General features: G+C 38.1%; 19 protein-coding genes. 11 read left to right on the plus strand and 8 right to left on the minus strand.

Features of this window, described 5'->3' with window-relative positions; all coding sequences use genetic code 11:
• Nucleotides 1-135: 135 nt before the first annotated feature.
• Entirely contained in the window at nt 136-2,139 is a 2,004-nt protein-coding gene (locus tag ACJJVW_RS00120) for a thiamine pyrophosphate-dependent enzyme (protein WP_405250323.1), read from the minus strand.
• A gap of 166 nt (nt 2,140-2,305) precedes the next feature.
• Complete coding sequence (locus ACJJVW_RS00125) at nt 2,306-3,391, minus strand: methyltransferase (protein ID WP_405250324.1); 1,086 nt, start codon at nt 3,389-3,391, stop codon at nt 2,306-2,308.
• Nucleotides 3,392-3,675: 284 nt separating this feature from the next.
• Here ACJJVW_RS00125 and ACJJVW_RS00130 point away from each other — a divergent pair, with 284 nt between their 5' ends.
• Complete coding sequence (locus tag ACJJVW_RS00130; protein WP_405250325.1) at nt 3,676-4,725, plus strand: flavin monoamine oxidase family protein; 1,050 nt, start codon at nt 3,676-3,678, stop codon at nt 4,723-4,725.
• A 103-nt stretch (nt 4,726-4,828) separates the two neighbouring features.
• On the opposite strand, the gene ACJJVW_RS00135 is transcribed toward ACJJVW_RS00130, so the two are convergent.
• Nucleotides 4,829-5,467 carry an SDR family oxidoreductase gene (locus ACJJVW_RS00135; protein WP_405250326.1) on the minus strand — a complete coding sequence of 213 codons (639 nt, stop codon included), beginning with the start codon at nt 5,465-5,467 and terminating at the stop codon, nt 4,829-4,831.
• Nucleotides 5,468-5,709: 242 nt separating this feature from the next.
• On the opposite strand from ACJJVW_RS00135, the gene ACJJVW_RS00140 reads away from it, so the two are divergent.
• From ACJJVW_RS00140 to ACJJVW_RS00165, 6 genes are all read left to right on the plus strand, one after another.
• A complete protein-coding gene (locus ACJJVW_RS00140) occupies nt 5,710-6,660 on the plus strand; it encodes an isopenicillin N synthase family dioxygenase (protein WP_405250327.1) in 951 nt (316 codons plus the stop codon).
• A 2-nt stretch (nt 6,661-6,662) separates the two neighbouring features.
• Nucleotides 6,663-6,995, plus strand: coding sequence for a translation initiation factor (locus ACJJVW_RS00145; protein WP_013751998.1), 333 nt, complete (start codon nt 6,663-6,665; stop codon nt 6,993-6,995).
• Nucleotides 6,996-7,043: 48 nt separating this feature from the next.
• Nucleotides 7,044-7,973 (plus strand): DUF1835 domain-containing protein, encoded by a 930-nt coding sequence (locus tag ACJJVW_RS00150; protein WP_405250328.1) that lies wholly within the window; start codon nt 7,044-7,046, stop codon nt 7,971-7,973.
• A gap of 3 nt (nt 7,974-7,976) precedes the next feature.
• Complete coding sequence (locus tag ACJJVW_RS00155) at nt 7,977-8,867, plus strand: nucleoside phosphorylase (RefSeq protein WP_405250329.1); 891 nt, start codon at nt 7,977-7,979, stop codon at nt 8,865-8,867.
• A gap of 113 nt (nt 8,868-8,980) precedes the next feature.
• Nucleotides 8,981-11,035 (plus strand): polyphosphate kinase 1, encoded by a 2,055-nt coding sequence (gene ppk1 / locus ACJJVW_RS00160; protein WP_405250330.1) that lies wholly within the window; start codon nt 8,981-8,983, stop codon nt 11,033-11,035.
• A 4-nt stretch (nt 11,036-11,039) separates the two neighbouring features.
• On the plus strand, nt 11,040-11,891 hold the full coding sequence (locus ACJJVW_RS00165; protein WP_405250331.1) for a substrate-binding domain-containing protein: 852 nt from the start codon (nt 11,040-11,042) through the stop codon (nt 11,889-11,891).
• A 253-nt stretch (nt 11,892-12,144) separates the two neighbouring features.
• On the opposite strand, the gene ung is transcribed toward ACJJVW_RS00165, so the two are convergent.
• Complete coding sequence (gene ung, locus ACJJVW_RS00170; protein ID WP_405250332.1) at nt 12,145-12,810, minus strand: uracil-DNA glycosylase; 666 nt, start codon at nt 12,808-12,810, stop codon at nt 12,145-12,147.
• 120 nt (nt 12,811-12,930) lie between these two features.
• Between ung and ACJJVW_RS00175 the strand changes: the two genes are divergently transcribed.
• The 4 genes from ACJJVW_RS00175 to ACJJVW_RS00190 all read left to right on the plus strand — a co-directional run bounded on the left by ACJJVW_RS00175 (nt 12,931) and on the right by ACJJVW_RS00190 (nt 18,292).
• A complete protein-coding gene (locus tag ACJJVW_RS00175) occupies nt 12,931-15,108 on the plus strand; it encodes an endonuclease MutS2 (RefSeq protein ID WP_405250333.1) in 2,178 nt (725 codons plus the stop codon).
• Nucleotides 15,098-15,514, plus strand: a complete 417-nt coding sequence (locus ACJJVW_RS00180) for a thiol-disulfide oxidoreductase DCC family protein (RefSeq protein WP_405250334.1) — start codon at nt 15,098-15,100, stop codon at nt 15,512-15,514. The genes ACJJVW_RS00175 and ACJJVW_RS00180 overlap by 11 nt, the downstream gene beginning before the upstream one ends.
• Before the next feature lie 93 nt (nt 15,515-15,607).
• On the plus strand, nt 15,608-17,548 hold the full coding sequence (locus ACJJVW_RS00185; protein WP_405250335.1) for a mucoidy inhibitor MuiA family protein: 1,941 nt from the start codon (nt 15,608-15,610) through the stop codon (nt 17,546-17,548).
• Between the two features lie 192 nt (nt 17,549-17,740).
• On the plus strand, nt 17,741-18,292 hold the full coding sequence (locus tag ACJJVW_RS00190; RefSeq protein WP_405250336.1) for a hypothetical protein: 552 nt from the start codon (nt 17,741-17,743) through the stop codon (nt 18,290-18,292).
• Nucleotides 18,293-18,386: 94 nt separating this feature from the next.
• On the opposite strand, the gene ACJJVW_RS00195 is transcribed toward ACJJVW_RS00190, so the two are convergent.
• The 4 genes from ACJJVW_RS00195 to hisS form a co-directional block, all read right to left on the minus strand.
• Nucleotides 18,387-19,880 (minus strand): polysaccharide biosynthesis C-terminal domain-containing protein, encoded by a 1,494-nt coding sequence (locus ACJJVW_RS00195; protein WP_405250337.1) that lies wholly within the window; start codon nt 19,878-19,880, stop codon nt 18,387-18,389.
• A gap of 9 nt (nt 19,881-19,889) precedes the next feature.
• On the minus strand, nt 19,890-21,173 hold the full coding sequence (locus ACJJVW_RS00200; RefSeq protein WP_405250338.1) for a glycosyl transferase family 1: 1,284 nt from the start codon (nt 21,171-21,173) through the stop codon (nt 19,890-19,892).
• Entirely contained in the window at nt 21,173-23,599 is a 2,427-nt protein-coding gene (locus tag ACJJVW_RS00205; RefSeq protein WP_405250339.1) for a YfhO family protein, read from the minus strand. The genes ACJJVW_RS00200 and ACJJVW_RS00205 overlap by 1 nt, the downstream gene beginning before the upstream one ends.
• A 370-nt stretch (nt 23,600-23,969) precedes the next feature.
• Nucleotides 23,970-25,352: a histidine--tRNA ligase gene (hisS, locus tag ACJJVW_RS00210; RefSeq protein WP_405250340.1), complete on the minus strand. Its 1,383-nt coding sequence runs from the start codon at nt 25,350-25,352 to the stop codon at nt 23,970-23,972.
• Nucleotides 25,353-25,550 lie beyond the last annotated feature (198 nt).

Below are 25,550 nucleotides of genomic sequence, written 5' to 3' on the forward strand. Positions count from 1 at the left end.
TCTGTTAACGATACGCCAATAATACTAGCAAACATTGGTTTTTGCTTAAAATATTAACATCCTACATCATCATATAAAAACAAAACCCCCAACTACATGACGTAGCTAGAGGTTTTTAATTTTTTTATCCTTGTCTTAGTAATCTAGTAACTCTTGAAGTGTGGTAGCTAATCGCTCTACAGGTAAGTACTGTTTCTCAAGTTCCGAATCAAAAGGAATGGGAGTATCTAAACTCGCTACTCGCCTAACTGGTGCATCTAGGCTTTCAAAACATTCTTCCATAATCATTGCCGAAATATCAGACATTACAGATCCAAAGGCGCTGTCTTCTGTAAGTAGTAACACTCTTCCCGTTTTACGTACAGAAGTAATAATAGCTTCCTTATCTAACGGCTGTAAAGTGCGTAGATCTAACAAATCTGCAGAGACATTCATACTATCAAGCAACTCAATTGCCCAGTGCACACCCGCACCATAGGTGATAATAGTTACTCGCTCTCCTTCTTTAATTAAAGATGCCTTGCCTAATGGTAATGTATAATAGTTAGTTGGCACCTCTTGACGGATGCTGCGATATAATTTTTTATGTTCAAAAAAGAGCACTGGATTAGGATCCTCTATCGCAGTCGCTAGCAATCCCTTTGCATCTGCTGGAAACGCTGGATATACCACTTTTAATCCTGGTGTATGAGTAAACCATGCTTCATTAGTTTGCGAGTGAAAAGGTCCAGCTCCCACGCCAGCTCCACAAGGCATACGTATCACCACATCTGCTGGTTGTGACCAGCGATAATGTGATTTTGCAAGGTAGTTTACAATAGGATTAAAGCCAGAAGTTGCAAAATCTGAGAATTGCATTTCCATCAGCGCTTTTTTACCATTGATAGCAAGACCCATAGCTGTTTCTACAATGGCGCTTTCACATATAGGAGTATTGCGCACACGATCACGACCAAACTGCTCCACAAAACCATCTGTGATTTTAAAAACACCTCCATACTCGGCTACATCTTGTCCCATAATCACAAGATCATCAAACTTCTCCATAGATTGTCTCAGTCCGTGAGAAATGGCATCAACCAATCGAAGCTCTTCTGTGTCTTTGCTAGGTACGCTTTCGCGAAAGCCAAACGGAGCGTATACATCCTTCATCTCTGTTTCTAGATTAGGAGTAATGTTCTCCTCTGCATATGCCTTATCAAGATGTTCTGTAATTTCCTCTTTAATAGAAAGCTCATAGGACTCTTTTACCTCTTGAGAAAGAATATCTTCTTGTATCAAGTACTTTTCAAAATTAAGTAGAGGGTCTTTTTCTCCCCATGCTTCCATAAGGTCTTCAGGCACATACTTGGTACCACTTGCTTCCTCATGACCTCGCATTCTGAAGGTTTTAAACTCTATTAAAACTGGTCGCGGATTGTTACGTATATCTTCTGTAATTTCTGAAATCTTAGTGTAAACCTCTAGAATGTTATTCCCATCAATGATGTGAGATTCCATCCCATAGCCTTTTGCTCTATCTGCAAGATGCTCACAGTTATATTGCTCCGTTGTAGGTGTAGATAATCCATAACCGTTATTCTCTATGCAGAATAAAACAGGTAACTGCCATACAGAAGCCACATTGAGCGCCTCATGAAAATCTCCCTCACTTGTACCTCCTTCCCCAGTAAAAACAGCGGTTACAGCTTTCTCATTGCGCAATTTATGTGCAAGTGCAATACCGTCTGCCACGCCAAGCTGTGGGCCTAGGTGAGAGATCATACCTACTATATTAAACTCTTGTGTCCCAAAGTGAAAGCTACGATCACGTCCCTTTGTAAAGCCGCTCATTTTCCCTTGCCATTGTGTAAATAATCTATATAAAGGAATCTCACGAGTGGTAAAAACACCGAGGTTACGGTGCATAGGTAATATGTACTCTTCTGGCTTCATCGCAGCAGTAACTCCTACGGAGATTGCTTCTTGGCCTATTCCAGAAAACCATTTTGACACCTTTCCTTGTCTTAGTAAAATAAGCATGCGCTCCTCTATTAATCGAGGTTTAAGCATTGCTCTATATAGTCTAAGTAAGGTATCGTTATCTAAAGATGCTCTATTGTAAATAAAGGGTATGCTAGATTTTGTTGTAGTCGCCATTAGGTTGTTGTCTATTACCTCAAATGTAGCGAATTATAAGAACGAAAACGATATCGCGATTTTAATTTGATTTCGTTTCTAATTTACTGTTACCTCTATTGCATAAAATAGCCCATTATGATACGAGCAACATAATGGGCTATTAGTAAATATTCAAAAAATTCTCCTATTCAGGTGCTACGTATTCTTTATGAGTAAGTATCCATAGTTCAACTTCCTCATCCTCTCGCCAGTGTTGGTCACGTTTTGTCTCTTGAGAGGCTTTTCTAACTTTCTTCTTCAAACATTTTTCTAATTGGAACCTTCCACCTTTTTCAAGCTCTTGCTCTATAGGGTGCGTGTCAATTAGATGTGTGATTTTTGCAAGGTTTGAAAATATGAGTACTAGTTTTCCATCAGGTAATAATGCCTCTTTTGCCTTAGCAAAAAATGTTGGAAAAAGATCTTCATTGTAATACATTGCCTCATCAATATTCTCAAGCTTTTGAGAAGATGGCAACCACGGCGGATTAAAAACAATAAGCTCAGTAGGCTTATTAAATTTACCAAAATACGGCGCATAATCCAGCTCAATCTTACGAGAGAGCTTTGTGTCTCCCATAGATTCTTTTAATCCTATAATAGCATTAGGATTTGTATCTGTACCAAATACTTTTTGAAAACCAGACTGTACCATCTGCAATGATAATACACCACTACCTATACCTACATCAATAGCCGTTTTCTTAGGTCCTTCATAACGCTTTAACCAGTTATCAAAAAGCTTGAGATGATCAAAACGCGTAGGGAAATATGTTCCATAATGTGGATGCACTTTATTACGCAACACAGGGATTACAATTCCATTTTTATACCACTGCCATGCACTATTAAGTCCTTGAACTTGAGGAAACGTAAGTAAAAAGTCTTCTGTTTCTGGATATAACTTTGCAAACCAACCTATAGAAGGTGCTTTTTTTACAGCAAGCGCATGATTAACCACTTCTATCACAATAAAATTTGACATTCTATGATACGCTTCACGGTGCGCACGCTGCTCTTCAAAAGAATCATTAGGCATTGTTCTGTCTAAGTGAACCTTAAGCGCTTTGAGTAGCGTCAACCCATCACTATAAAATGCAGAAATTAAAACCTCCTTACCTTGCTCTAGCAATCTAATGGTGCGTTTTACATCTGTATCACGCTCAAAAGTACCTCTTCTCTTTTCTGAAGTAATCGGGGTAGGTCTATGTAATGGTATGTCTGTACTCATGCTGTTATGTCGTTTAGTATTGGGATTGGAACTCTATAATTATAAGTTGTAGAGAACATCCCATAATCAATTATTGCAGTGCGCGAAGATATAAACTGCTTCTTAAAGGTACGCTATTAAAACCCATCGATATAAAGGCATAAATAAAGTAATTGAAATATTTAAGGATGACTATAATAATGTTATCGCTTTCGCGAAAATGTGAGTAAAAGCAGCCCATCTCTTTATAATAAATCACATAGTTAATAATCTCAACCTATACGCTATTTTTCTACTTTTGTAAGATGGTTATAATTATAGGAGCTGGATTATCAGGATTACTTACCGCATATCGGTTACAAAAACAAGGGATTCCCTATACCATTCTCGAGGCGAGATCTCGTGTAGGAGGAAGAATTAACACACTTTACAATGAGCATCAAGCTCCCGTAGAAATGGGCGCAACATGGTTCGGAGATTATCATACGGAAGTGGTTCGTCTTCTAGAAGAACTAAAAATCTCTCGGTTTAAACAGCACATGGATGCAACTGTTTTTTATGAGCCTGTGGGAAGCAATGGAGCACAGCAAGTAAAAATCCCACCACAAGCCGCAAGTTATAGAGTAGCCGGTGGAACATCTGCTTTAATCAATGCGATTTACAACAAGCTTGATAGCGCAAATGTATTGCTGAATCAATCCGTAAAATCTATACGATACGTCAATAATAAAGTACAAGTTTTAAGCAAAAAAGCCTTTGAAGGAGATGTTGTCGTTCTGGCACTACCGCCTAAACTTTGGGGTTCTCAAATCAATTTTGAGCCGCAGTTATCAAATAACTTAAGACTACTTTCATTACAAACCCACACTTGGATGGAAGACTCCATAAAAGTGGCGATTACCTATCCTACACCTTTCTGGAAAGAAGAGCAAAAGCCTAGTACACTTTTTAGCAACATAGGACCAGTAACTGAATTTTACAACCATGAAAATGTAGAAAAATCAAAATTTGGGCTTTGTGGTTTTATAAATGCCTCTTATAGCAAACTGACTAGTGATGAACGTCAAAAGCTTGTTATAAATCAGCTAGTGAGTGTTTTTGGTAAAGGTGCTCAAGAGTATACAGCATATCATGAATGCGTATGGAGCAAAGAGCCTCAAACTCATATAGTATCTGAGAGTCCATTATTCCCGCATCAAAACAATGGTAATCCGTTGTTTCGTGAATCTCTATGGGATAACCGTTTATTTATCTCAAGTTCAGAAAGTGCAAAAGAGTTTCCAGGATATATGGATGGTGCAATTTTATCTGCAAATGAAACTGCTGCCAAAATCATAAAACAACTAAGCTCATAATTGACTCCTCAATCATCTTAAATAATTAAACTCAAAAATAGAGAGCAAAAAAAAATGCGCCTTCCCTATGGAAGTCGCATTTTTTTTAGTCGGTCGTATTTTATTAATGAACGGCTACTTTATTTAAAGCGTCTGCAATGATTGTTTCACCTTTAATAATTTCAAATGTTGACTTATTAGCTACATCATCATTTAATGTACGCACTAAAGTTTGTGCAACGTCATTACGGCTTATCTCACCTCTTTTATTAAGTTTTTCGGCAAGCTCGATTTTATTTGTTAGTTCGTTATCTGTAAGACTTCCAGGTCTTATAATAGCATAATTCAATCCACTACCTTTTAGATATTCATCTGCGTTGTGCTTTGCTTTCAAGTAATCTTGTAAGTCTTCGGCTTCAGACGGATTATCTGCTCCCATGGAGCTTAACATCACAAATTTTCTGATGTTGTTCTTCTTTGAAGCATCTACAAGGCGTTTTGCACCCTCTTGATCCACTTCTACAACTTTCTTTCCTCCAGAACCTGCTGCAAATAATACTTTATCTATGTTGGTGTTAAATACGTGTGATACATCTTCTTCAAGATCTCCCATTACCGTATCAACTCCTTGTGATTCGAAGAAACTCTTTTGCTCTTCTTTTCTCACCATTGCAATCGGGTTGAAATATTGAGATTCTTTTAATAAGTTAACTATTTTTTTTCCTGTGGTGCCATGTGCACCGGCTACTAATATCTGTTCCATGACCTCAAGGTACGGGCTTACCGCATCTTTTGAAAAAAATGAGGCTCAGTTTAACTATGATTTAATAGTAATACGACAATATTTAAGTTATTCATTAAAGTTATTAACACTATGAGGAAACTTTTAAGAGTGCGCTTTCGCGAAAGCGTAACCCTAAAAAATCACGTCTTCACCCCTATTAACTACTGATAAAACCTACAGAAAATTCTTATCTTCGTAACACAACCCTAAAGAAGGAAAAGATGAATAATATACCAAGTGTAGATCTCGCAGATTTTTTAAGTGAAGATCCTAATCGTAAAGCAAAATTTGTTCAAGAAATAGGTTCTGCATATGAAGACATAGGATTTGTATCACTGAAGAATCACTTTCTAGATGACCAACTTGTAGACGGATTATATAAGAATGTGAAAGGCTTTTTTGCCCTTCCTGAAGATACTAAGAAAAAGTACGAAATAGAAGGTGGTGGTGGCCAGCGTGGTTACATTTCTTTTGGTAAAGAACATGCAAAAGGAAAGAAAGAAGGAGATTTAAAAGAATTTTGGCATTTTGGACAAGAAGCAGACGATGACGCAAACCTTGCCGAAGCATATCCAGAAAACATTGAAGTAGCAGAATTACCTGAGTTCAATGAAAAAGGTATGGAAGCATATCGTATGCTTGAAAAGACAGGTATTTATGTACTTAGAGCACTTGCATTATATATAGGACTTGATGAGTTTTATTTTGATCACTGGGCAAATAATGGAAATAGCATCTTGCGCCCTATTCATTACCCACCTATAAGTGAAGAGCCTAAAGGAGCGGTACGTGCAGGAGCACACGGAGACATTAATTTGATTACGTTATTAATGGGAGCATCTGCTGGAGGTCTTCAAGTGTTACGTAAAGATGGAGAGTGGATAGACGCTATCCCTAACGAAGATGAGCTTGTGATTAATGTAGGTGACATGCTGGAGCGCCATACTAATAATAAGTTACGTTCTACCATACACCGTGTAACTAATCCACCTAAAGAAGAATGGGGAACGGCTCGTTACAGCATTCCTTTCTTTATGCACCCACGATCAGATATGAAACTTAACTGTCTTGATGAGTGTGTAAATGAAGAGCACCCTAAAGCCTTTGAAGATATTACAGCTGGAGAGTTTTTACACCAGCGCCTTGTAGAAATAGGATTGATTAAAGAATAAGTATGGACTTAGGCGATCAATTAAAGAATCTTTTTCCGGATCACACTCCGGAAAAAGATCCTATAGAAAATCTTGACATAGAAGATACGCTCTGGATTCAAAATGACCCACTCATTTGTAAATATGAGAAACGCAAAGGCAAACCCATTACAATAATTGAAGGTTATACTGGAGAAACATCAGACTTCAAAATCCTTGCTAAAGAGATTAAGGTCTTACTAGGTGTAGGAGGAAGTTTTAAAAATGAAAGTATCATCATTCAAGGCGATTACAGAGATCGCATCATGAGCTTTTTAAAAGAAAAAGGCTTCAAAACAAAACGTGTAGGCGGCTAGTACATCTATTATTTAAACTGTTGCCATTTTAAAATATCCCTCCGTATTATGAAGAAAACGTTACACGTTACTAATGGTGACAGTCTTAATGACCGCCTATTAACTATGAAAATAGAAGGTGATTATGCAGTATGGAGAGAGATGCTTTGTGAGGGAAAAACCATAGTAGATCTTACGAGTAGCGCTTTTAGAAAAACACGTGTTGATTTTTTTAAAAACAACTACCCTGACCAAGCAGGAGATTATGATGAGAAATTTGGTAGTCAGCTAGCGATTATTGCAGATGCTCATCAATATGAAGAGATTGTATTGTGGTTTGAATATGATCTTTACTGCCATATTAATATGCTCGCCTGCATAAGTTTCATAAAATCTCGTGGATATAAAGGAAACGTTTATCTAGTATGCAGTGGCAGGGTATTTGGAGAAAAGGATTTATTTGCGCTCTCTCAATTATCTGAAAAACAATTACTGAGTCATTATAATGATAAAGTGCTACTCAATAATCATGACCTTTTTATTGCAGATGATTTATGGAGACTATATTGTGGTAAAGACCCTCTTAAGTTGGATCCAAAAAGAGCCAAAGATTCTAATTTCACCTATCTATCTAATTGTATAAGCGCTCATAAAGAACGTTTTCCTAGTGTAATTACAGGGCTCAATACGCTAGAGACAAATATGCTTAGACTCATAAGAAAATACGATATTAAAACACCACATCAATTATGTGGTTATATGCTCAACTACCAAGGTTACTATGGCTACGGTGATATACAAATCAAAAAAATGATAACTCGCATGTCTCCATTTTTTACGGACACAGAAGGTCGTCTTACCCTCACAGAGAAAGCAAATAACATTCTAGACAATTCATACAATGTTTTTAAAGAAATGAAGTACCCCTGCACATTAGGAGGTGCATCAAAGTATGAATATGTTTACAACAACGATAACCACCAACTTACAAAAGCTTAATACATGGCAATAGCACCATCAGAACTTATACTTAATCCAGACGGTAGTATTTACCACCTAAATTTAAGACCAGAACACCTAGCATCTACCATAATAACTGTAGGAGATCCTGACCGTGTAGATACGGTGACAAAATATTTTGACAGTGTGCGTTTTACCACGCAAAAGCGCGAATTCAAAACAAGCACCGGAACTTATAAAGGAAAAAAAATCACTGTTATTTCTACTGGGATAGGCACAGATAACATCGACATTGTACTCAATGAACTTGATGCGCTAGTTAATATAAACTTAGAAACAAGAGAGATAAATAAAGAGCACACTAGCTTAGATATTGTACGTATAGGTACAAGTGGTTCTATCCAGGCAGACATTCCTGTAAACTCTTTCTTAATGAGCCGCTATGCGATAGGACTAGATGCCCTACTCCACTTTTATGATAGTAAACACGTACAGCATCCAGCAATTCAAAAAGCTTTTATAGAGCACATGTCATGGGCACCAGATAAAAGTGATCCTTATGTAGTGGCTTGCGATGAGCAACTTGCAGATAAATTTGCTTCAGATAAAATGGTCGATGGATTTACTGCTACAAATATTGGATTCTATGGGCCGCAAGGAAGAGTGTTAAGACTTAAAACAACTGACGCTACCATGAATGACAAATTAGGAACTTTTTGCTTTCGCGAAAGCGCAACTAGCAAAGAACTTAAGGTTACTAATCTTGAGATGGAAACTTCTGGAATATATGGCCTTGCAAAATTACTAGGACACCGTGCCGTTTCTCTTAATTGTATTATTGCCAATAGAGCCAATATGACATTTAGCGAGCAACCTACAGAGCAGACCGAAGCTCTTATCCAGTATACACTTGACGCGATTACTAAAGATTAATACGCTTTAGGTCAATATCATTTACTTTAAGAGGAGCATTTATTGCTCCTCTTTTAACATAGACTTAATCCTTTCAGGGTAGTGCTTTTGTACATTTGAGTAAACACCCTGAGATGATTAAACTTACCGATGAAAATTTTAGACATAGAGATTTAAACTGGCTTAGTTTTAACGAGCGAGTACTTCAAGAGGCCGAGGATGTTGAGAATAATCCGCTGTATGAGCGTCTTAAATTTCTAGCGATATATTCTACTAATCTAGATGAGTTTTTTAGAGTGCGCGTGTCACAATTGCGCCAACTCAAAAGAGTTAAGAAAGAAATTAGAAAGCAATTATCATTACAACCTAATAAGATTGTAAAAGAGATAAAAGCAACGGTGCATGAGCAGCAGCAACGTTTTGGTCACACGTTTAGAAAAGTGATTATCCCAGAACTTGAAAAGCATCACATCCACATACTTACTTCAAAAACCTATACAGACAAGCATAAAATTCTTGCAGATGGCTGGTACACTTCTACCATAAGAGAACATCTTGATGTAAAAAAGGTTGACCTTAAGGCCAAGAATGATATTTTTCTAGAAGATCAGTCACTATACTTTTACGTACTCTTTAAAGATAACTCAAAGGTGGGATTTGTCACAATCCCTACTCATAAAGTAGATCGTTTTGTACATCTACTTAAAGATAATGGCGAGCACTATCTTACTTTTATAGATGATATTATTCATTATAAAATGGATACTATTTTTCCTGATGAGGAAATACGTGGGATTTTTGAAGTGAAAATCTCTAGAGATGCAGAGTTATATCTAGATGATGAGCTTGACGGTATTCTTGCAGATCGTATTTATGAATCCTTAAAGAGACGCCACAAAGGGCAGCCTACAAGGTTGCTTTATGATGCATCTATGGATAAAGATGACGCAAAAAAATTGCGCAAGCTCGTGCGTGTCGGTAAAGTTGATATGATGCCAGGCGGTCGCTATCACAACTTTAATGACTTTTTTGCTTTTCCGGATCCTACAGAAAATCCTGAGCTACATTTTAAAAAACAACCATTAATAAAACATAATGCGCTCGAGAAAGCTACAGACTATTTTGAAGTATTAAAAGAACGTGATCATCTCGTACACTTTCCTTTTATGTCTTTTCATTATGTAGAGCGTTTTATAGAGCAGGCCTCAGAGGATAAAGATGTAACAGAAATAAAGATATCCTTGTATCGTGTTGCAAGTGAATCTCCACTTACTTCGGCGCTTCTTAAGGCGTTAGATAATGGTAAAAAGGTGTTCATCTTTATAGAAGCAAAAGCTCGCTTTGATGAAGAGAATAACATTACATGGGGCCGCACTTTTGAAGAAAAAGGAGCCACTGTTATTTATAGCTACCCGCGCATCAAAGTACATTCAAAAATATTACTTGTAAAGCGCAGAGAGGAAGGAAAAAATAGAAGATACATCTACATAGGAACGGGCAACTTTAATGCAAAAACCTCAAAAATCTATGCAGATCATGGATTCTTTTCGGCAGATAAGAAACTGGGCAAAGAATTAAACCGTGTGTTTAAAGTGCTAGAAGGAGACCTCATTGTACCTCGTAACAAGCATTTATTGGTCTCGCCTTTTACCACGCGACGCACTTTTGAAAAGCTCATCAATGACGAGATTGATTTTGCTCAATCTGGAAAACACGCAGAGATCAAAATAAAAATGAATAGCCTTGAGGATAAGGATATGATTAAATTACTCTACAAAGCGAGTCAAGCCGGAGTAAAAATCACAATGCTTGTGCGCGGCTTTACCGCTCTTATCCCTGGAGTAAAAGGACTGAGCGAGAATATCTATATGACTTCAATTTTAGATAGATATCTTGAGCATGGTCGCATTTACTGGTTTAACCATGATGGCGATGAGCAACTTTTTATGGGCAGTGCAGACTGGATGACAAGAAATCTGGATAGACGTATTGAGGTACTTGTTCCTATTACGGACGCAGATTGTCGCAAGGAGTTAAAAGAGATTTTTGACATTCAGCTCTCAGATAATATCAAGGCTCGTATTCAAAATAAAGAAGAGAATAACGCTTTCGCGAAAGCAGAAAAAGAAACACCAAAAATTAGATCACAATATGCTATTTTTGACTATCTAAATGCGAAGCACAATTAAGCATATGACTACAGTACGAATAGGTGGAGTACCAGAACATTTTAACCTTCCATGGCATCTAGCAATAGAGGATGAAATGTTTGTTGAGCAAGGAGTACATGTACAGTGGATAGATTTTCCAGAAGGTACAGGCGCTATGAATAAAGCTTTACGTGATAACGAGATTGATCTTGCAGTTATTTTAACTGGTGGAATCATTAAAGATATCGCAAATGGTAATCCGTCAAAAATTTTACAAATATTTGTTTCTTCTCCACTGCAATGGGGTGTTCACGTTGCTGGCAGCAGTACATTACAATCTATAGAAGAACTTGAGGACAAAGTATGTGCAATAAGCCGTTATGGCTCTGGATCGCATGTGATGGCTCATGTTCAAGCAGAACAAAGAGGATGGAATACGGATGAACTTAAATTTAAAGTAATAAATACCTTAGATGGCGCTATTACAGCACTTACAGAAGGTACTGCAGATTATTTTATGTGGGAACACTTTACTACAAAACCTATTGTAGATAAAGGAGTCTTCAAGAGATTAGGTGATTTTCCTACACCTTGGAGTTGCTTTGTAATTGCGGGTAGAGAAGATTTTATTTCTGAACATAACGAGGCTATTAATATCGTACTAGAAACTATCAATACTGTTTCTGCAGATTTTAAAAATATCCCTTCTATAGATCGTACGCTGGCTAATAGATATGAGCAGCAGCTAGAAGATATTCAGAAATGGCTCACGATGACCACTTGGTCTCAAGAGCAAATCACAAACAAAGAAATTGAGCGCATACAATCTCGACTATCAGATTTAAAAATGATTGCTAACAAGCTTGAAGCGAGTCTCTTTAAAGCAACGCTATAATATTTACTACATCCCTACGCAACCATTCCCATAGATAAGCATCTATAAGGGACAAACTACATATTTTTTCTAATGACCATTTTTTTTAGTGTGATAGCAATCCTTATTGCTATCAATTTTCTGCTGTTGCAATTTTCATGTAATGAGGTTGCTGAACCTGAAGCAGAGGAAGAAGAAGAATAACATTCAACCTTTAAAGTAAACGGCGCTGAAAGCTAATTCAAATTTTCGGCGTCGTTTTTTTTGTCTTAATCTACCATTTAATGGGAGCCTCTCCTTTACTCAATAAAATCTCATTTACCTTACTAAAGTGCTTATTACCGAACCAGTAACCGCGATTTGCACTTAGCGGTGATGGATGCCCAGAGAGTAGTATAAAATGTTTTGAAGCATCTATTTTCTTTCCTTTCCTTTTGGCAAATCCTCCCCAAAGTAGGAAAATAATGTTTTCACGTTTTCGCGAAAGCGTATCTATCACCACATCTGTAAACTGCTCCCAGCCTTGTTTTTGATGTGACCCAGCCTCACCTGCTCGTACCGTAAGCGTTGCATTAAGAAGTAAAGCGCCTTGTGCTGCCCATCTATCAAGATTGCCAGATACAGGTGTTTCAATTCCTACGTCTGTCTCAATTTCTTTAAAAATGTTTTTAAGTGACGGTGGATGAGCAATTCCATCTTGTACAGAAAAACATAATCCGTTAGCCTGCCCTGCTCCATGATAAGGATCTTGACCAATGATGACCACCTTAACCTTATCAAAGGGACAATGATCAAAAGCCGAAAAGATCTCTTCGCCGGGTGGATAACAGATATGTGTATGGTACTCCTGTGTTACAAAATCTGTAAGAGATTTAAAATATGGCTTATCAAATTCTTCCTTAAGTTCTTGCTTCCAGCTTGCTTCTATTTTTACGTGCATTATCCGTATTTTTGTTAAGGAGTTTGTTCTTATTATTAGACAACCCAAAGCTATAGAAAAAGAAAATAATTACAAGAGTCGTTTGTGGCTCTATTACGCTTTCGCGAAAGCGAGATCCCTATGATAAAGATCACTAATAAAACATTACAAGATTTAGAGTTTGATACTGTATGTGAGCAAGTCTCAGAGCGCTGTACTACAGAAAAAGGTAAGGCAAAGGCACTAGCCATAGAGCCATACCCTACACCTAAGCAGGCAATTTTTGGACTTCATCAAACTAATGAATATCTATCTTCACGTACTGCAGATGCTGCGATCCCTAATCATGGTTTTGACAGCCTTGATCATGAAATAAAGTATCTTGCTATTGAAGATAGTACCTTAGAAAAAGGAAGTTTTAAAAAACTTTCTAGTATTTCTGAGACTGTAAATATTCACCTCAAATTCTTTAAGAAATTTGAAGAGCTTTACCCTACTTTATATAATACGGTAAGAGAGACAGAATATACTACAGATATTATTGATACCATCACGCGCATTATTGATAAATACGGTGAGGTACGTGATGATGCAACGCCTACGCTGGGCACATTACGTAGAGCTATAAATCAAACCAAAGGACGCATCAATTCTAGTTTTGCTAGCGCTTTAGGTCAATATGCTGGTTATGGATACCTAGATGATATACGAGAAACTATAGTAGATAATGTCCGCGTGCTTGCTGTTACTGCAATGCACAGACGTAAAGTCAAAGGTTCTATTATGGGAAGCTCAAAGACTGGAAGTATTACCTACATCCAGCCAGAAGCGACATTGCAGGCACAAAGAGAACTTAATAACTTAGTTTTTGAAGAAGACGAAGAGGTAAAACGTATACTCAAAGAGCTTACAAATAGCATGCGACCTTATATTCCGCTTTTTGAAGAATATCAAGAGTTGCTCAGTGATATTGATCTGATTGCGGCTAAAATGAAGTACGCCGAAAAGATGAATGGCTTACTGCCTAAAATCACTACAGATCGAGAGCTCACTATAAAAGAAGCCTATCATCCATTATTACTTTTAAGTAATAATGCGAAAAAAGAAAAAACCTACCCACAAGATATTCACCTAGATCAAGGAAGCCGAATTATTGTGATTTCTGGACCTAACGCCGGTGGAAAGAGTATTACACTTAAAACCGTAGGATTACTTCAATTAATGTTACAAAGTGGGATGCTCATACCTGTACACGAGTATTCACGCATGTGCTTATTTGATAAAATCCTCACAGATATAGGTGATAATCAGAGTATAGAAAATCACTTGAGTACCTATAGTTATCGCCTTAAGAACATGAATTACTTCTTAAAGAAGTGCGATAAAAACACGCTTATCCTCATTGACGAATTTGGTACAGGATCAGATCCAGAGCTGGGTGGAGCACTGGCAGAGACGTTTCTAGAAGTTTTTCACGAGCGCGAGGCCTTTGGAATTATTACCACGCACTACGCAAACCTCAAGATGATGGCAAATGAAACGCCAGAGATTGTAAATGCAAATATGCTTTTTGACGCACGCACGCTTGAGCCGCTTTTTAAACTACATATGGGAGAAGCTGGTAGCTCCTTTACTTTTGAGGTAGCACAAAAAAATGGCATCCCCTACTCGCTTATCAATCGCTCTAAGAAGAAAGTAGAACGTGGTAAAATACGTTTTGACAAGAGTATAGCAAACCTACAAAAGGAACGCAGCAAACTCTCAAAAACTACGAGTTCGCTTAAAGCGAAAGAGCAACAAGCGGCAAAAGAAAAAGAACAGCTTGCCGAAATAAATGAGAAAGTACAAAGCAAGCTCGAGGCTTATCAGGAACTGTATGATAGCAACCAGCGCTTGATTTATCTAGGTACAAAACTAGATGGAATCAGTAAAAAATTCTATCACGATAAGAAAAAGCGCGACCTCATGGACGAGTTTATGAAAATCGTACAGATAGAAAATAGCAAACGTAAAAAACAAAGTGCTAAACAAGCAAAAGCCGAAAAAGCAAAAGAACAAGCCACTAAAAAGGAAGCCGAAAAACACGTACAAGTAATACGCGAGAAAAAGAAAGAGGCTAAGAAAAAAGAACCAGAAGCTGTAAAACCAAAGGTGACTTTAAAAGAAGGAGATCGCGTGCGTATGTTTGACGGGAAGGCTGTTGGTGTTATTGATAATATAGAAAAAGGTAAAGCCACTGTAGATTACGGAATGTTTACTACAAAAGTTTCTGTGGAGCAACTAGAACTTGTACAACGCAAGAAGAAGAATGCAAAATAAAAAAATCATCCTTTTTGACGGAGTTTGCAACTTGTGCAACGGCGCCATCACTTTCATCATACAACGTGATAAAAATGATGTGTTTAGATATGCACCTTTGCAAAGCGAAGTGGGTAAAAATCTTGCCGCAAAACACAATATAGATTTAGATAAAGTAGATTCTATCATACTCGTTACAGATCAAAGTGCCGTCGCAAAGTCTACGGCTGCACTCCGTATCGCAAAGCATCTTTCTGGTGGGTGGCCTTTACTCGCAGTATTTTTTATTCTTCCTACGTTCTTGCGTAACGCAGTGTATGACTTTATTGCTCGCAATCGCTATAAGTGGTTTGGTAAAAAAGATGCTTGCATGATTCCTACTCCTGAGCTTAAGAGTAAGTTTTTAGATTATGAACAGCCACAATAGCTCGTTCACTCATTGAGATGAACCACTCACTCAATAACTATTTTATTTTCATTGGTGTACTTATAGATTTGACCAACTATAAAAATCACACCAATGAAAAGAACTATATTATTACTCGCCTTATGTTTTATGAGTTATGCTTTCGCGAAAGCGTCTTCTACCCCACCACAAACTAAAAGTACTAACCTATCAAAAGTAACTGTTTACTTAAGCGGCGCACAAATAGAGCGTACTGCTGAAGTTATGGTAACAGAGGGAACAAATAGCTTTATATTTAATAACCTCTCGAACGATATTGATGAAAGTAGCATCCAGATTTCTGGCTTAAAAAATGCCTCGATACTCTCTATTAATTTCGGAATTAACTATCTCACAGAACAACTTAACACGAAGAAAGTAGACAGTCTGCGTAGTTTAAAAACAACACTTGAGACAGATATCCTCAAGCTCAATAGCCTCATGAGTGGTTTACATAAAGAGGAGGAAGTAATTACATCCAACCAACGACTAGGTAGCAACACCACCGAAATAGATTTAGCTAAAATCAAAGAACTATCTACCTACTACAGGAAACGAGTAACCGAAATTAAAAATGCTATCCTCGATGCCGAAATTGAAAAAACCAACTTACAGAGACGTGTAAATGATCTCACGAAGCAATTTAATGAGTTTAATGTCACAGAAGAAAAAAGCAAAGGTCAGATTACCTTAAAACTTAACGGTGAGCAGCGAGAGACTTTAAAACTTAAAATCACCTATAATGTAAGCGAAGCAGGCTGGTATCCAGAATATGACTTAAAAGCAATAGCAACAGATGCTCCCTTACAATTATCATACAAAGCCCATTTATATCAAAAAACAGGAATAGACTGGGATGATGTTAATCTTGTATTATCAACAGGAGATCCTAACACTAATAATCTTAAGCCAACTATTGACACAAAATACTTACGCTTTGTAAATCGTAATTACCGTAATAATAGTAATGCTACAAAGGCCTACAACTATAAATACAATCCAACTATTAAAACCATCACAGGGATAGTAACTGAAACTAATGGACCACTACCAGGAGCAACTGTAGTAGTGAAAGGAACAACAAACGGGACGCAAACTGACTTTGATGGAAAGTACACACTGCAAGTAAACGAAGGAGAAACGTTACAGTTCTCTTTTGTAGGGTACAATACAACTGAAATTCCCATTCATGCGAGTATCATCAATGCAAACCTAGAGGCAGATAATGCATTGGAAGAGGTGGTTGTTACTGCATATGCAACCTCAAGCTCTAGGAGAACACAATCATATGCCGTTACTACTGTGGAATCTGAAGATATAAGTAGGACCTTACAAGGTAAAGCTGTTGGAGTTAGAATACGCGGGGCAAGTAGTATCACAACGGCTACAGGTGATCAAAAAACAGAAGGAATTACAACAACTACTTTTGAAATCAATAAGAAATACTCAATTGACTCCGATGGAGATGTGACAGTTATAGAAATTGACAAGTTTGAGGTGCCAGCAACCTATGAATATTTTGTCGCTCCTGCTATTAATGAAAATGTATTTCTTACAGCTTCTATAAAAGACTGGGTGCGTTATAGTTTACTTCCTGGAGAAGCAAATATTTACTTTGAAGGTAGCTTTTCTGGTAAGACCTATATCAATCCGCTAGAGACTACAGAGGAGTTATCTGTATCACTTGGCGTAGATCCTAATATCATTGTAAAGCGCAAACAACTTGATAATTTTAAGTCAACTTCTTTTATTGGTTCGCAACGCATTGTCGATATGGCGTACTCAACAACGGTGAAGAATAATAAAAGTACAGGTATCAATCTAAAGATGGTAGATCGTGTTCCTGTATCTCAAAACAAAGAAATCAAAGTAGATGATATCGAAACATCTGATGCAACTTATGATAAGGATACAGGTTTGCTTGAATGGATAATAAAACTTGCACCATCAGATAGTTCAAAAAAGGAGATTAGTTACGAACTAAAATATCCAAAACATAAGAGAGTAAATCTTTAAAATCGACAAGAAGGTCTTCGCACTGTACACAACAAGTTGCAGATGTATGATTCATTTCACATTTTCGCGAAAGCGTGAACGCCTATGAATACAGCACATAACAGTATTTTTTCATTTTTGGCACGCTGATTGCAAACTACCTAACAAGCGCATACCGAAAGACGGTAACGTACAAACCCTAATACTTTTAATATGAAAAAGCTATTACTCGCAGTATTGTTCCTAGGAGGAATGACTGCACAAGCAAACACAGTGACAGATCTCGATCTATCTATAGAAAAAGGGAAACGTTACAATCAGCCACAGTCTATCACATTTACAGAACGTGGTGTTGAATTTGAAGTTTTTATAAATGGGCAGTTTGATTTTGCTCGTACTGGAGAACGTTTTCAGATTCGCAATCAAGGTCGCAGAGGATATGCTCAAAGTACACCAGGTACAACTTACGGAGTGAGTTTTCCATACAGAGGTAACAGCTTTGTAAAATATGATCGTCGTGGAGACATCTATCAAGTAGGCCGTAATGTGATAAACTATAACCGAAAAGGAAAAGTAAATCAAATAGGTACTGTTGCACTTCGCTACGAGAATGGTAAACTAGCTCGTGTAGGTGACATGCATGTAATCTACAACAGAAGCGGCCGTATTGTGAAGCTTTCAAGATTTGCACGCGGAAACAACGCACCTTATAAAGCAAATAAAATAAAAGTGAATACTAAAAATAATAAGCGTCTTAGAGGTTAGGAATAATCCCGACGATGACTAAACGATAACTTTGGTTGGTTTTTTAAAGCCTCGGTCTGTTTCATTACAGGCTGGGGTTTTTCTATGGAATAAATTATCCTCTTTTTTTAACGATGTTAAGTACTTTATCCATGGCAGTATTAATGTCTTGGGATAACTTGAATACGTAAGAAATCAATAGATATCCTATAGTGATAACCGAGCCTTTTAAAGCAATTGCTACTAGCGGATTTATATTAAAATCCCAAAAATAACAGAGACAAAACACACCTATAATTAGCCCAAAAGTCTTAAGCGAATTTTTTGAAAATGGCTGCATCTTGAATTTAGATTTTACTACAAGAAGCTTAGCAACAGAATATCCTACTGTAGCAATAAGCGTAGCAACTCCTGCACCATTAATACCTAATGCCGGGATTAAAATCATATTCAATATGATTGCTACAATCACGGCAACCACACCTATTACTAGCACGATGCGATAATAGTCGCTATTAAAAATGATGGCATTATTGATACCCAGGCAATTATCTAATAATTTTGAAGCACTTATAAAAAGCACCACATACAAGCCAGTGGCATACTCTGGACCCACAATTAAGTACAAGCTTTTAATATTACAGACTATAAGTAAAAACAACAAACCAGAAATTACCAGCAAGCTAAGACTACTCTTTTTATAAAGTACGCGCATCTCACTCCACTGCTTTTTATTGAGCATCTCTGCAACCATAGGATATGTAATCTGGTGCATCGCTCTAGAAGGCACACCAATAACCGTAGCGATATAAATAGCAACGGCATAGTAAGCCACATTCTCTATTGCCACATATTTCCCTATCATAAACTTATCGATATCTATAAGTAAGGTCGCCACAGATCCTGCGATGATAATAAGTGTTGAATATTTGACAATTGCAGAGCGCTGTACATCCAGTTTTGAAGTGGTATTTGCACGCTTTCGCGAAAATGTGATTACCGGCCTACGCTGCTTGAAGGCATACACCATCATGATGATCATTCTTACAATATAAATCGCAACTATAAGAATTATAAAGGTATCTACATTAATAACAGATAGTGCTAGTAAAACGAGTAGCAGTGTGACTCCCAAGCGATGGAAAACTTCCTTAAGAAAATTACCAAACGTACTTTTGAGTTGCACCTTAGACCAAGAGAAGAAAATCTCAAAATATGCCGAAGACAAGGCTATTATGAAGATATACCAAACATATCCAGCAACAATCTCATTTTTTGACGAAAGAAAGTCTGCTATTTGTTGATGTAAGAAATAGGTGATTCCAGTAAGAGGTATAATTAAGAATAATGGCAATAAGAGCATCCAACTCATAAAGCGATCTTGATCTTCTCCTTCAAAAGAAGAATAAAACTTTACCATCGTATTTTGAACACCAAAAGCTAGAAACGGCACTAAAATAAAAGCCGTAGAAAGAATAAAGCTCACTAAACCATAATACGTATCGCTCATGAAATTCACGTACAGAAACAACGTATTTACCGCTCCTAGTCCAAAGCCTAAGTAAGTCGTTATAAGATTCTGAAAAGATTGTTTTAATACAATTCCCACGTTATGATATTATAGTTGCGCTATTAAATTACTCAGTTGTGCTGTGAGTTCTCTCCTATGATATTTGGTTACTTCGTTTTCATTACTAGCATACTTGTAGTCACCAGTAAATAACTCTTTAATTACTGATTTCAACTTTTTCTCTTGACTGTAATCTACAAAACTGCCTGTTGCTGTTTTTTCTATAATAGCTCCTATGTCTGCACCCTTTGGACCTATAGCGACTATAGGTCGCTGTGCGCTTAGGTATTCAAAAAGTTTTCCGGCTATAATGCCTTTTGTCTTATTGGCGTTAATTTCTATGAGGAGCAAGGCATTTGCTTGTTCTTGTAATCGCTGTGCTTCTTGATGACTTACATAACCTACAAGGTTCAATTGTGACTCTAGACCTGCTGCCATTATTGCGTCAATGATTTCTTGACTTACTTTCCCTACAAGCTGTATTTCTAACGCTCTAGAAAAAGCTGGTAACTCATCACTTAATTCTCTCAACACCTTCCACAACAACTGCGGATTGCGGTCTGAGAGTAAAGAACCTATGTGAGATAATATAAACCGCTCTGTAGGTTGATGCGGATTGATTACTCTATCATCAAACCCATTTGTGATAACGGTAATAGATCTTTCTGTAAGCGATTGAAACTCTCTTTTTGTTCCTGGGCTGGTTACAATTATATGATCTGCAGTGGTGAGTACTTGCTTTTCTAACTGCTTGTGACGCGCTTTTGTTTTGGCGGTCATTAGGAGTTTATCGTGATACCCAATAGTCGTCCACGGATCTCTAAAATCGGCTAACCAATTAAGGTTGGGTTTCCATTTTTTAAGTTGGTTGCCTATGAGATGTAGACTGTGCGGCGGTCCTGTAGTGATGATTTTTTCAATATTGTTTTCTTCGACGTACTTTTTCAAGTACTCCACAGAAGGTGCTACCCAACCTACTCTCGCGTCTGGCACAAAGAAGTTTCCACGCACGTAGAGCATCGCTTTTTGTAACAAGCTTTGCTTTCCTTCCTTAGGTAAAATGCCCGATGAGATGGTTTTAGTTTGCTTTCGCGAAAGCTTACTCGCCCACCCATAAGGTTCTTTAATAGGTTGTTTAATCATAGTCACCTTATCTGAAACCTCAGCAACCAAAGAATCATCTATGATAGGGTAACTAGGATTTTCTGGAACGTAAACAATAGGTTCTATGCCAAATTCTGGTAGGTACTTTGTAAACTTGAGCCATCGTTGCACACCAGGACCACCAGCGGGTGGCCAATAATATGCGATGATGAGTACCTTGTTATTCATTAAGCCTGTGCTTCTGTATCACGGTTTTTTACCGTGTAGAATATTCCTCCCACAACTAGTAAGAAAAGTAATAAACTACTGCCTAGCATAATCATCCCTCCGGTTTTTACCACTTGTGGCTCAAAAGTCATCACCACTTCGTGAGCGCCTGCAGTCACCTTTATACCTCTCAAGGCATAGTTTACTGGTAAAATGGTAGTTTCTACACCATCTACGGTTGCAGTCCATCCATTTTTGTAATAGTTCTCTGCAAAGACCATAAAGCCATCGCTTCCATTTTCTACTTGGTACACGAGTTTGTTAGGCTGTACCTCTTTAGTTTGTACCACAGCTGTGCTATCTCTACGAGGCTGGAAGTTTCCTAGTTCCTCACGATATTCTTCACGGATGAGTACTGTATTTTTTGTATCTACTTTAGCGAGACCATCAAACTCTGCATTATAATCTGGTACGTACTGTATCTCATTTACAAACCAAGCTGGACCGTTTGCTTCTGGGTTTTTGCTTATCCCCATACCCTGCTCGCTGTCTTGAAGGATGTATTTTACATTGTACATATTAAGCACCTCAGCATTACCCTGAGCAATCTGCTGATTGTATAAATCATCAATCGTACGCGGTTGTACAGCTGAATAGCCGTTAAGCGAATTGAAATAGTACGAAGTATGGCTATTATTAAATCCTCGAGCAAGATCAATCACGCGGAAATAGCTATCATCCTTAAGCATCTCCTCATCTGCTGGAGTAATCTGGAAGTTTTGATCATATTGTCGCTGGGTGATGAAGTTTTCTTCATTTACAGAACGTCTATCTACACCTACAAGGTCAAAAACTATAAGCGCACCAATGGTGATTATTGCAATGTTTTCTGAAATCTTTTTCTTGAGCGTTAACCACAGAGCGGTTCCTATAAAAAGTACAAATAGTAAAGACCTCAACACATCACTTTTTAATACAGCGAGACGATCTTCTTTTATGGCATTTAATATTTCTGGTTGCTCGATGGCCATCTGTCCTTCGGCGGCAGAGCGTAGGTTAAATAAGCTTCCGCTAAAAAGGTAGAGTATCACAAAAAGACCTGCTAGCGAACCTATAGCGATGAGCAACTTCTTTTGCTTTTCGGCTTGATCAACTCGGTCGTTTAAAAATCTGTGTAAACCTACCATTGCAGCGATAGGTAACAGTAATTCTAAAATCACTTGTACACTCGTAACCGCTCTAAACTTATTGTACAACGGCACATAGTCAATAAAGAAACGTGTAATTCCTTCTACGTTCTTTCCCCAACTCAGTACTAAGGAAACAATCATACCTGCTAGTAACCACCAGCGCAATCTTCCATTTACTAGAAACAGTCCTAATAATGCAAGTGCAAAAACAGTTATTCCAAGGTATGGAGGAGCTTCTACAAACGGTTGTTCTCCCCAGTACAATCTCGTTCCTTGCGCATAGTAACTTACTTCATTAGGAGGAACTCCTAACTCGCTTAGCTTTTTCGCGAAAGCGGAATCACGACCCAAATCGGCAGCGGTACCGGTTCCCATAAAATCTGATGCAATGAGATTGAGGGATTCTAGCTTTCCATAACTCCACTGCGTTATGTAATCAAACCCAAGACCGTCTTCTACGGCGTCTTTGGCAAGGTCATCTTTTAATAATTGCTCGCCACGTATACTTGTCTCTGCATACTCTGCAGTAGCAAGTAAGGTGGTTGCGTTTGTAGCGAGACCTAATAGTACAGCAATTACTAGTATTCCCGAAGCTTTAAAGAAATGTGGAAGTTGTTTTTTCTTGATAGCATCTATGAGGTATGCAATCCCTAAAATCACACATAACAAGCCTAGATAATAGGTCATCTGGTAGTGATTTGCTTGAATTTCTAGCCCCATTGCAACGGCAGTGAGTAAAAATCCCCAGAGATATCTTTTTTGATACGTGAGTATGATACCCGCAAGTACGAGCGGGAAATACCCTATGGCGTGCACCTTTGAGTTATGCCCTACGCCTATAATGATAATGAGATACGTAGACAGGCCAAAGGCAAGCGCACCAACTACGGCGAGCTTCCAAGGAACGCGCATCACGAGCATTAACGCATAAAAGGATATAAAATAAAGAAAAAGATAATCTGCTGGGCGTGGTAAGAAGCGAATCAAACGGTCCAACTTATCCATCATATCATACTCAAACCTCGCTCCCATCTGGTAGGTAGGCATCCCTCCAAAGGCACTATTAGTCCAGTAGGTCTCCTCACCCGTCTCTGCTCTAAAGTCACGATGTTGCTTTGCCATCCCTTCATAGAGCTTGATATCATTTTGATAAATGCGCTTCCCAGATAACACCGGATTGAAGTAAACCAGCGCCACGACTATAAAGCCAAGTAGAACTAGAATATGCGGAAGGAGTTTTTTAAAATCGATGTTCATAGGTGTTATGTCAATAGTCGTTAGTCACCGAGCTTTCCCCATCCCTGAAGGGTAGCTCGGTTTATTCATTATATTTTTTGTCCCTTTAGGGCTGGGAGAATAAAAAATTTATCGCCGAGCTTTCCCCGTCCCTAAAGGGTGGCTCGGTTTATTCATTATAATTTTTACTCCCTTTAGGGCTAGGGAAAATAAAAATCTATCGCCGAGCTTTCCCCATCCCTGAAGGGTGGCTCGGTTTATTAATTAGAAATTTTTACTCCCTTTAGGGTCGGGGAATAAAGAATTCATCCGAGCTTTCCCCTACCCTGAAGGGTGGCTCGGTTTATTCATTATAATTTTTACTCCCTTTAGGATTGGAGGAAACAAAATTTTATTTCAAAGCTTCTACTAACCCATCAATCCCGACTGTCTCTTGCGAGCCTTCTGCCATATTTTTGAGTGTGTATTGTTTTGCATCCATCTCTTCTTTTCCTGCAAGTACCAAGAACGGAATATTGCGACGGTTTGCATAGGTCATTTGCTTTTTCATTTGCTTATTGCTCGTCACGGCATCTGGATATAACTCGGCTGAGATTCCTGATTGGCGTAGCTTGCTTATCGCTTGCATTGCATAGCTTGCTTCTTGATCTCCAAAGTTTACAAAAAACACTTTTACACCTTCTGTGGCCTCTTCTGGAAATAAGCCTAACTCTTCTATCACAAGGTAAATACGATCTAGACCAAAAGAGATCCCTACACCACTCATATCTTTAAGTCCAAAAATACCTGTAAGATCTGCATAGCGACCACCGCCACCTATGCTTCCCATCTTTACACCTTCTGGAGCGCTTACTTCAAAAATAGCTCCTGTGTAATAGTTGAGTCCGCGGGCTAGTGTTACGTCTAGTTGTAGTGTTGCGGTTTGTAGACCTAAGTTTTCTATAGCATCATTAATAAATAGAAGTTCGTTAATTCCTTCCATTCCCGTCTCAGAATCTGAAAGGAGAGTTTTAAGCGTCCCTAGCTGATCTCCAAAAGAACCAGATAGTGTAAACAACGGTGCAACTTTATCTATCGCCTCTTGAGTAATGCCTTTTTCAAGCATTTCTTTAGTTACGCCCTCTTCTCCTATTTTGTCAAGCTTATCTAGCGCTACGGTAAAATCTATGAGTTTATCACTTGCGCCTATCACCTCTGCAATACCAGAAAGTACCTTGCGGTTGTTCATTTTGATAGTCACTCCTTCTAGCTTTAATGCGGTAAAAACAGCATCATATAACTGTACAAACTCCACTTCTTGCCATAGAGAATCACTTCCTACCACATCTGCATCACACTGATAGAACTCGCGGAAACGTCCTTTCTGTGGGCGATCTGCTCTCCATACGGGTTGCATCTGGAAACGCTTGAATGGGAACACAATATCATTTTGATGTTGTACAACGTATCTCGCAAAAGGTACCGTAAGATCATAACGAAGTGCTTTTTCTGAGATTTGTGGTGTGAGTGCCGTTGAGTCCGCTTTCGCGAAAGCGTCATCCTTCACCTTACGTAAATAGTCACCACTATTAAGAATCTTAAATATCAAGCGGTCACCTTCTTCTCCGTACTTTCCCATCAAGGTGCTGCTGTTTTCAAAACTAGGCGTCTCGATAGGCTGAAAACCAAAACGCTGAAACTGCGTGCGTATGGTGTTCATAATATAGCTGCGTTTTGCAACTTCTTCTGGTGAAAAATCTCTGGTTCCTTTAGGTATAGAAGGTTTTGTACTCATATTATATGTTAGACGTTAATCCTTTACGTTTATATTTTGGTAATCTGGTGATTGATTCTATTAAAATATTACCTACATTTTACTTATGCTAGAAGCTATTACTCTTGCTTTCATCCCTGACTCTCTCTTCATAGAGAAATACTGTTTAGGAGAATGATCTGTTTACGCTTTCGCGAAAATGTGATTTACAAGCACCAA

The organism is Dokdonia sp. Asnod3-C12, from assembly GCF_045063975.1.
Classification (GTDB): Bacteria; Bacteroidota; Bacteroidia; order Flavobacteriales; family Flavobacteriaceae; genus Dokdonia.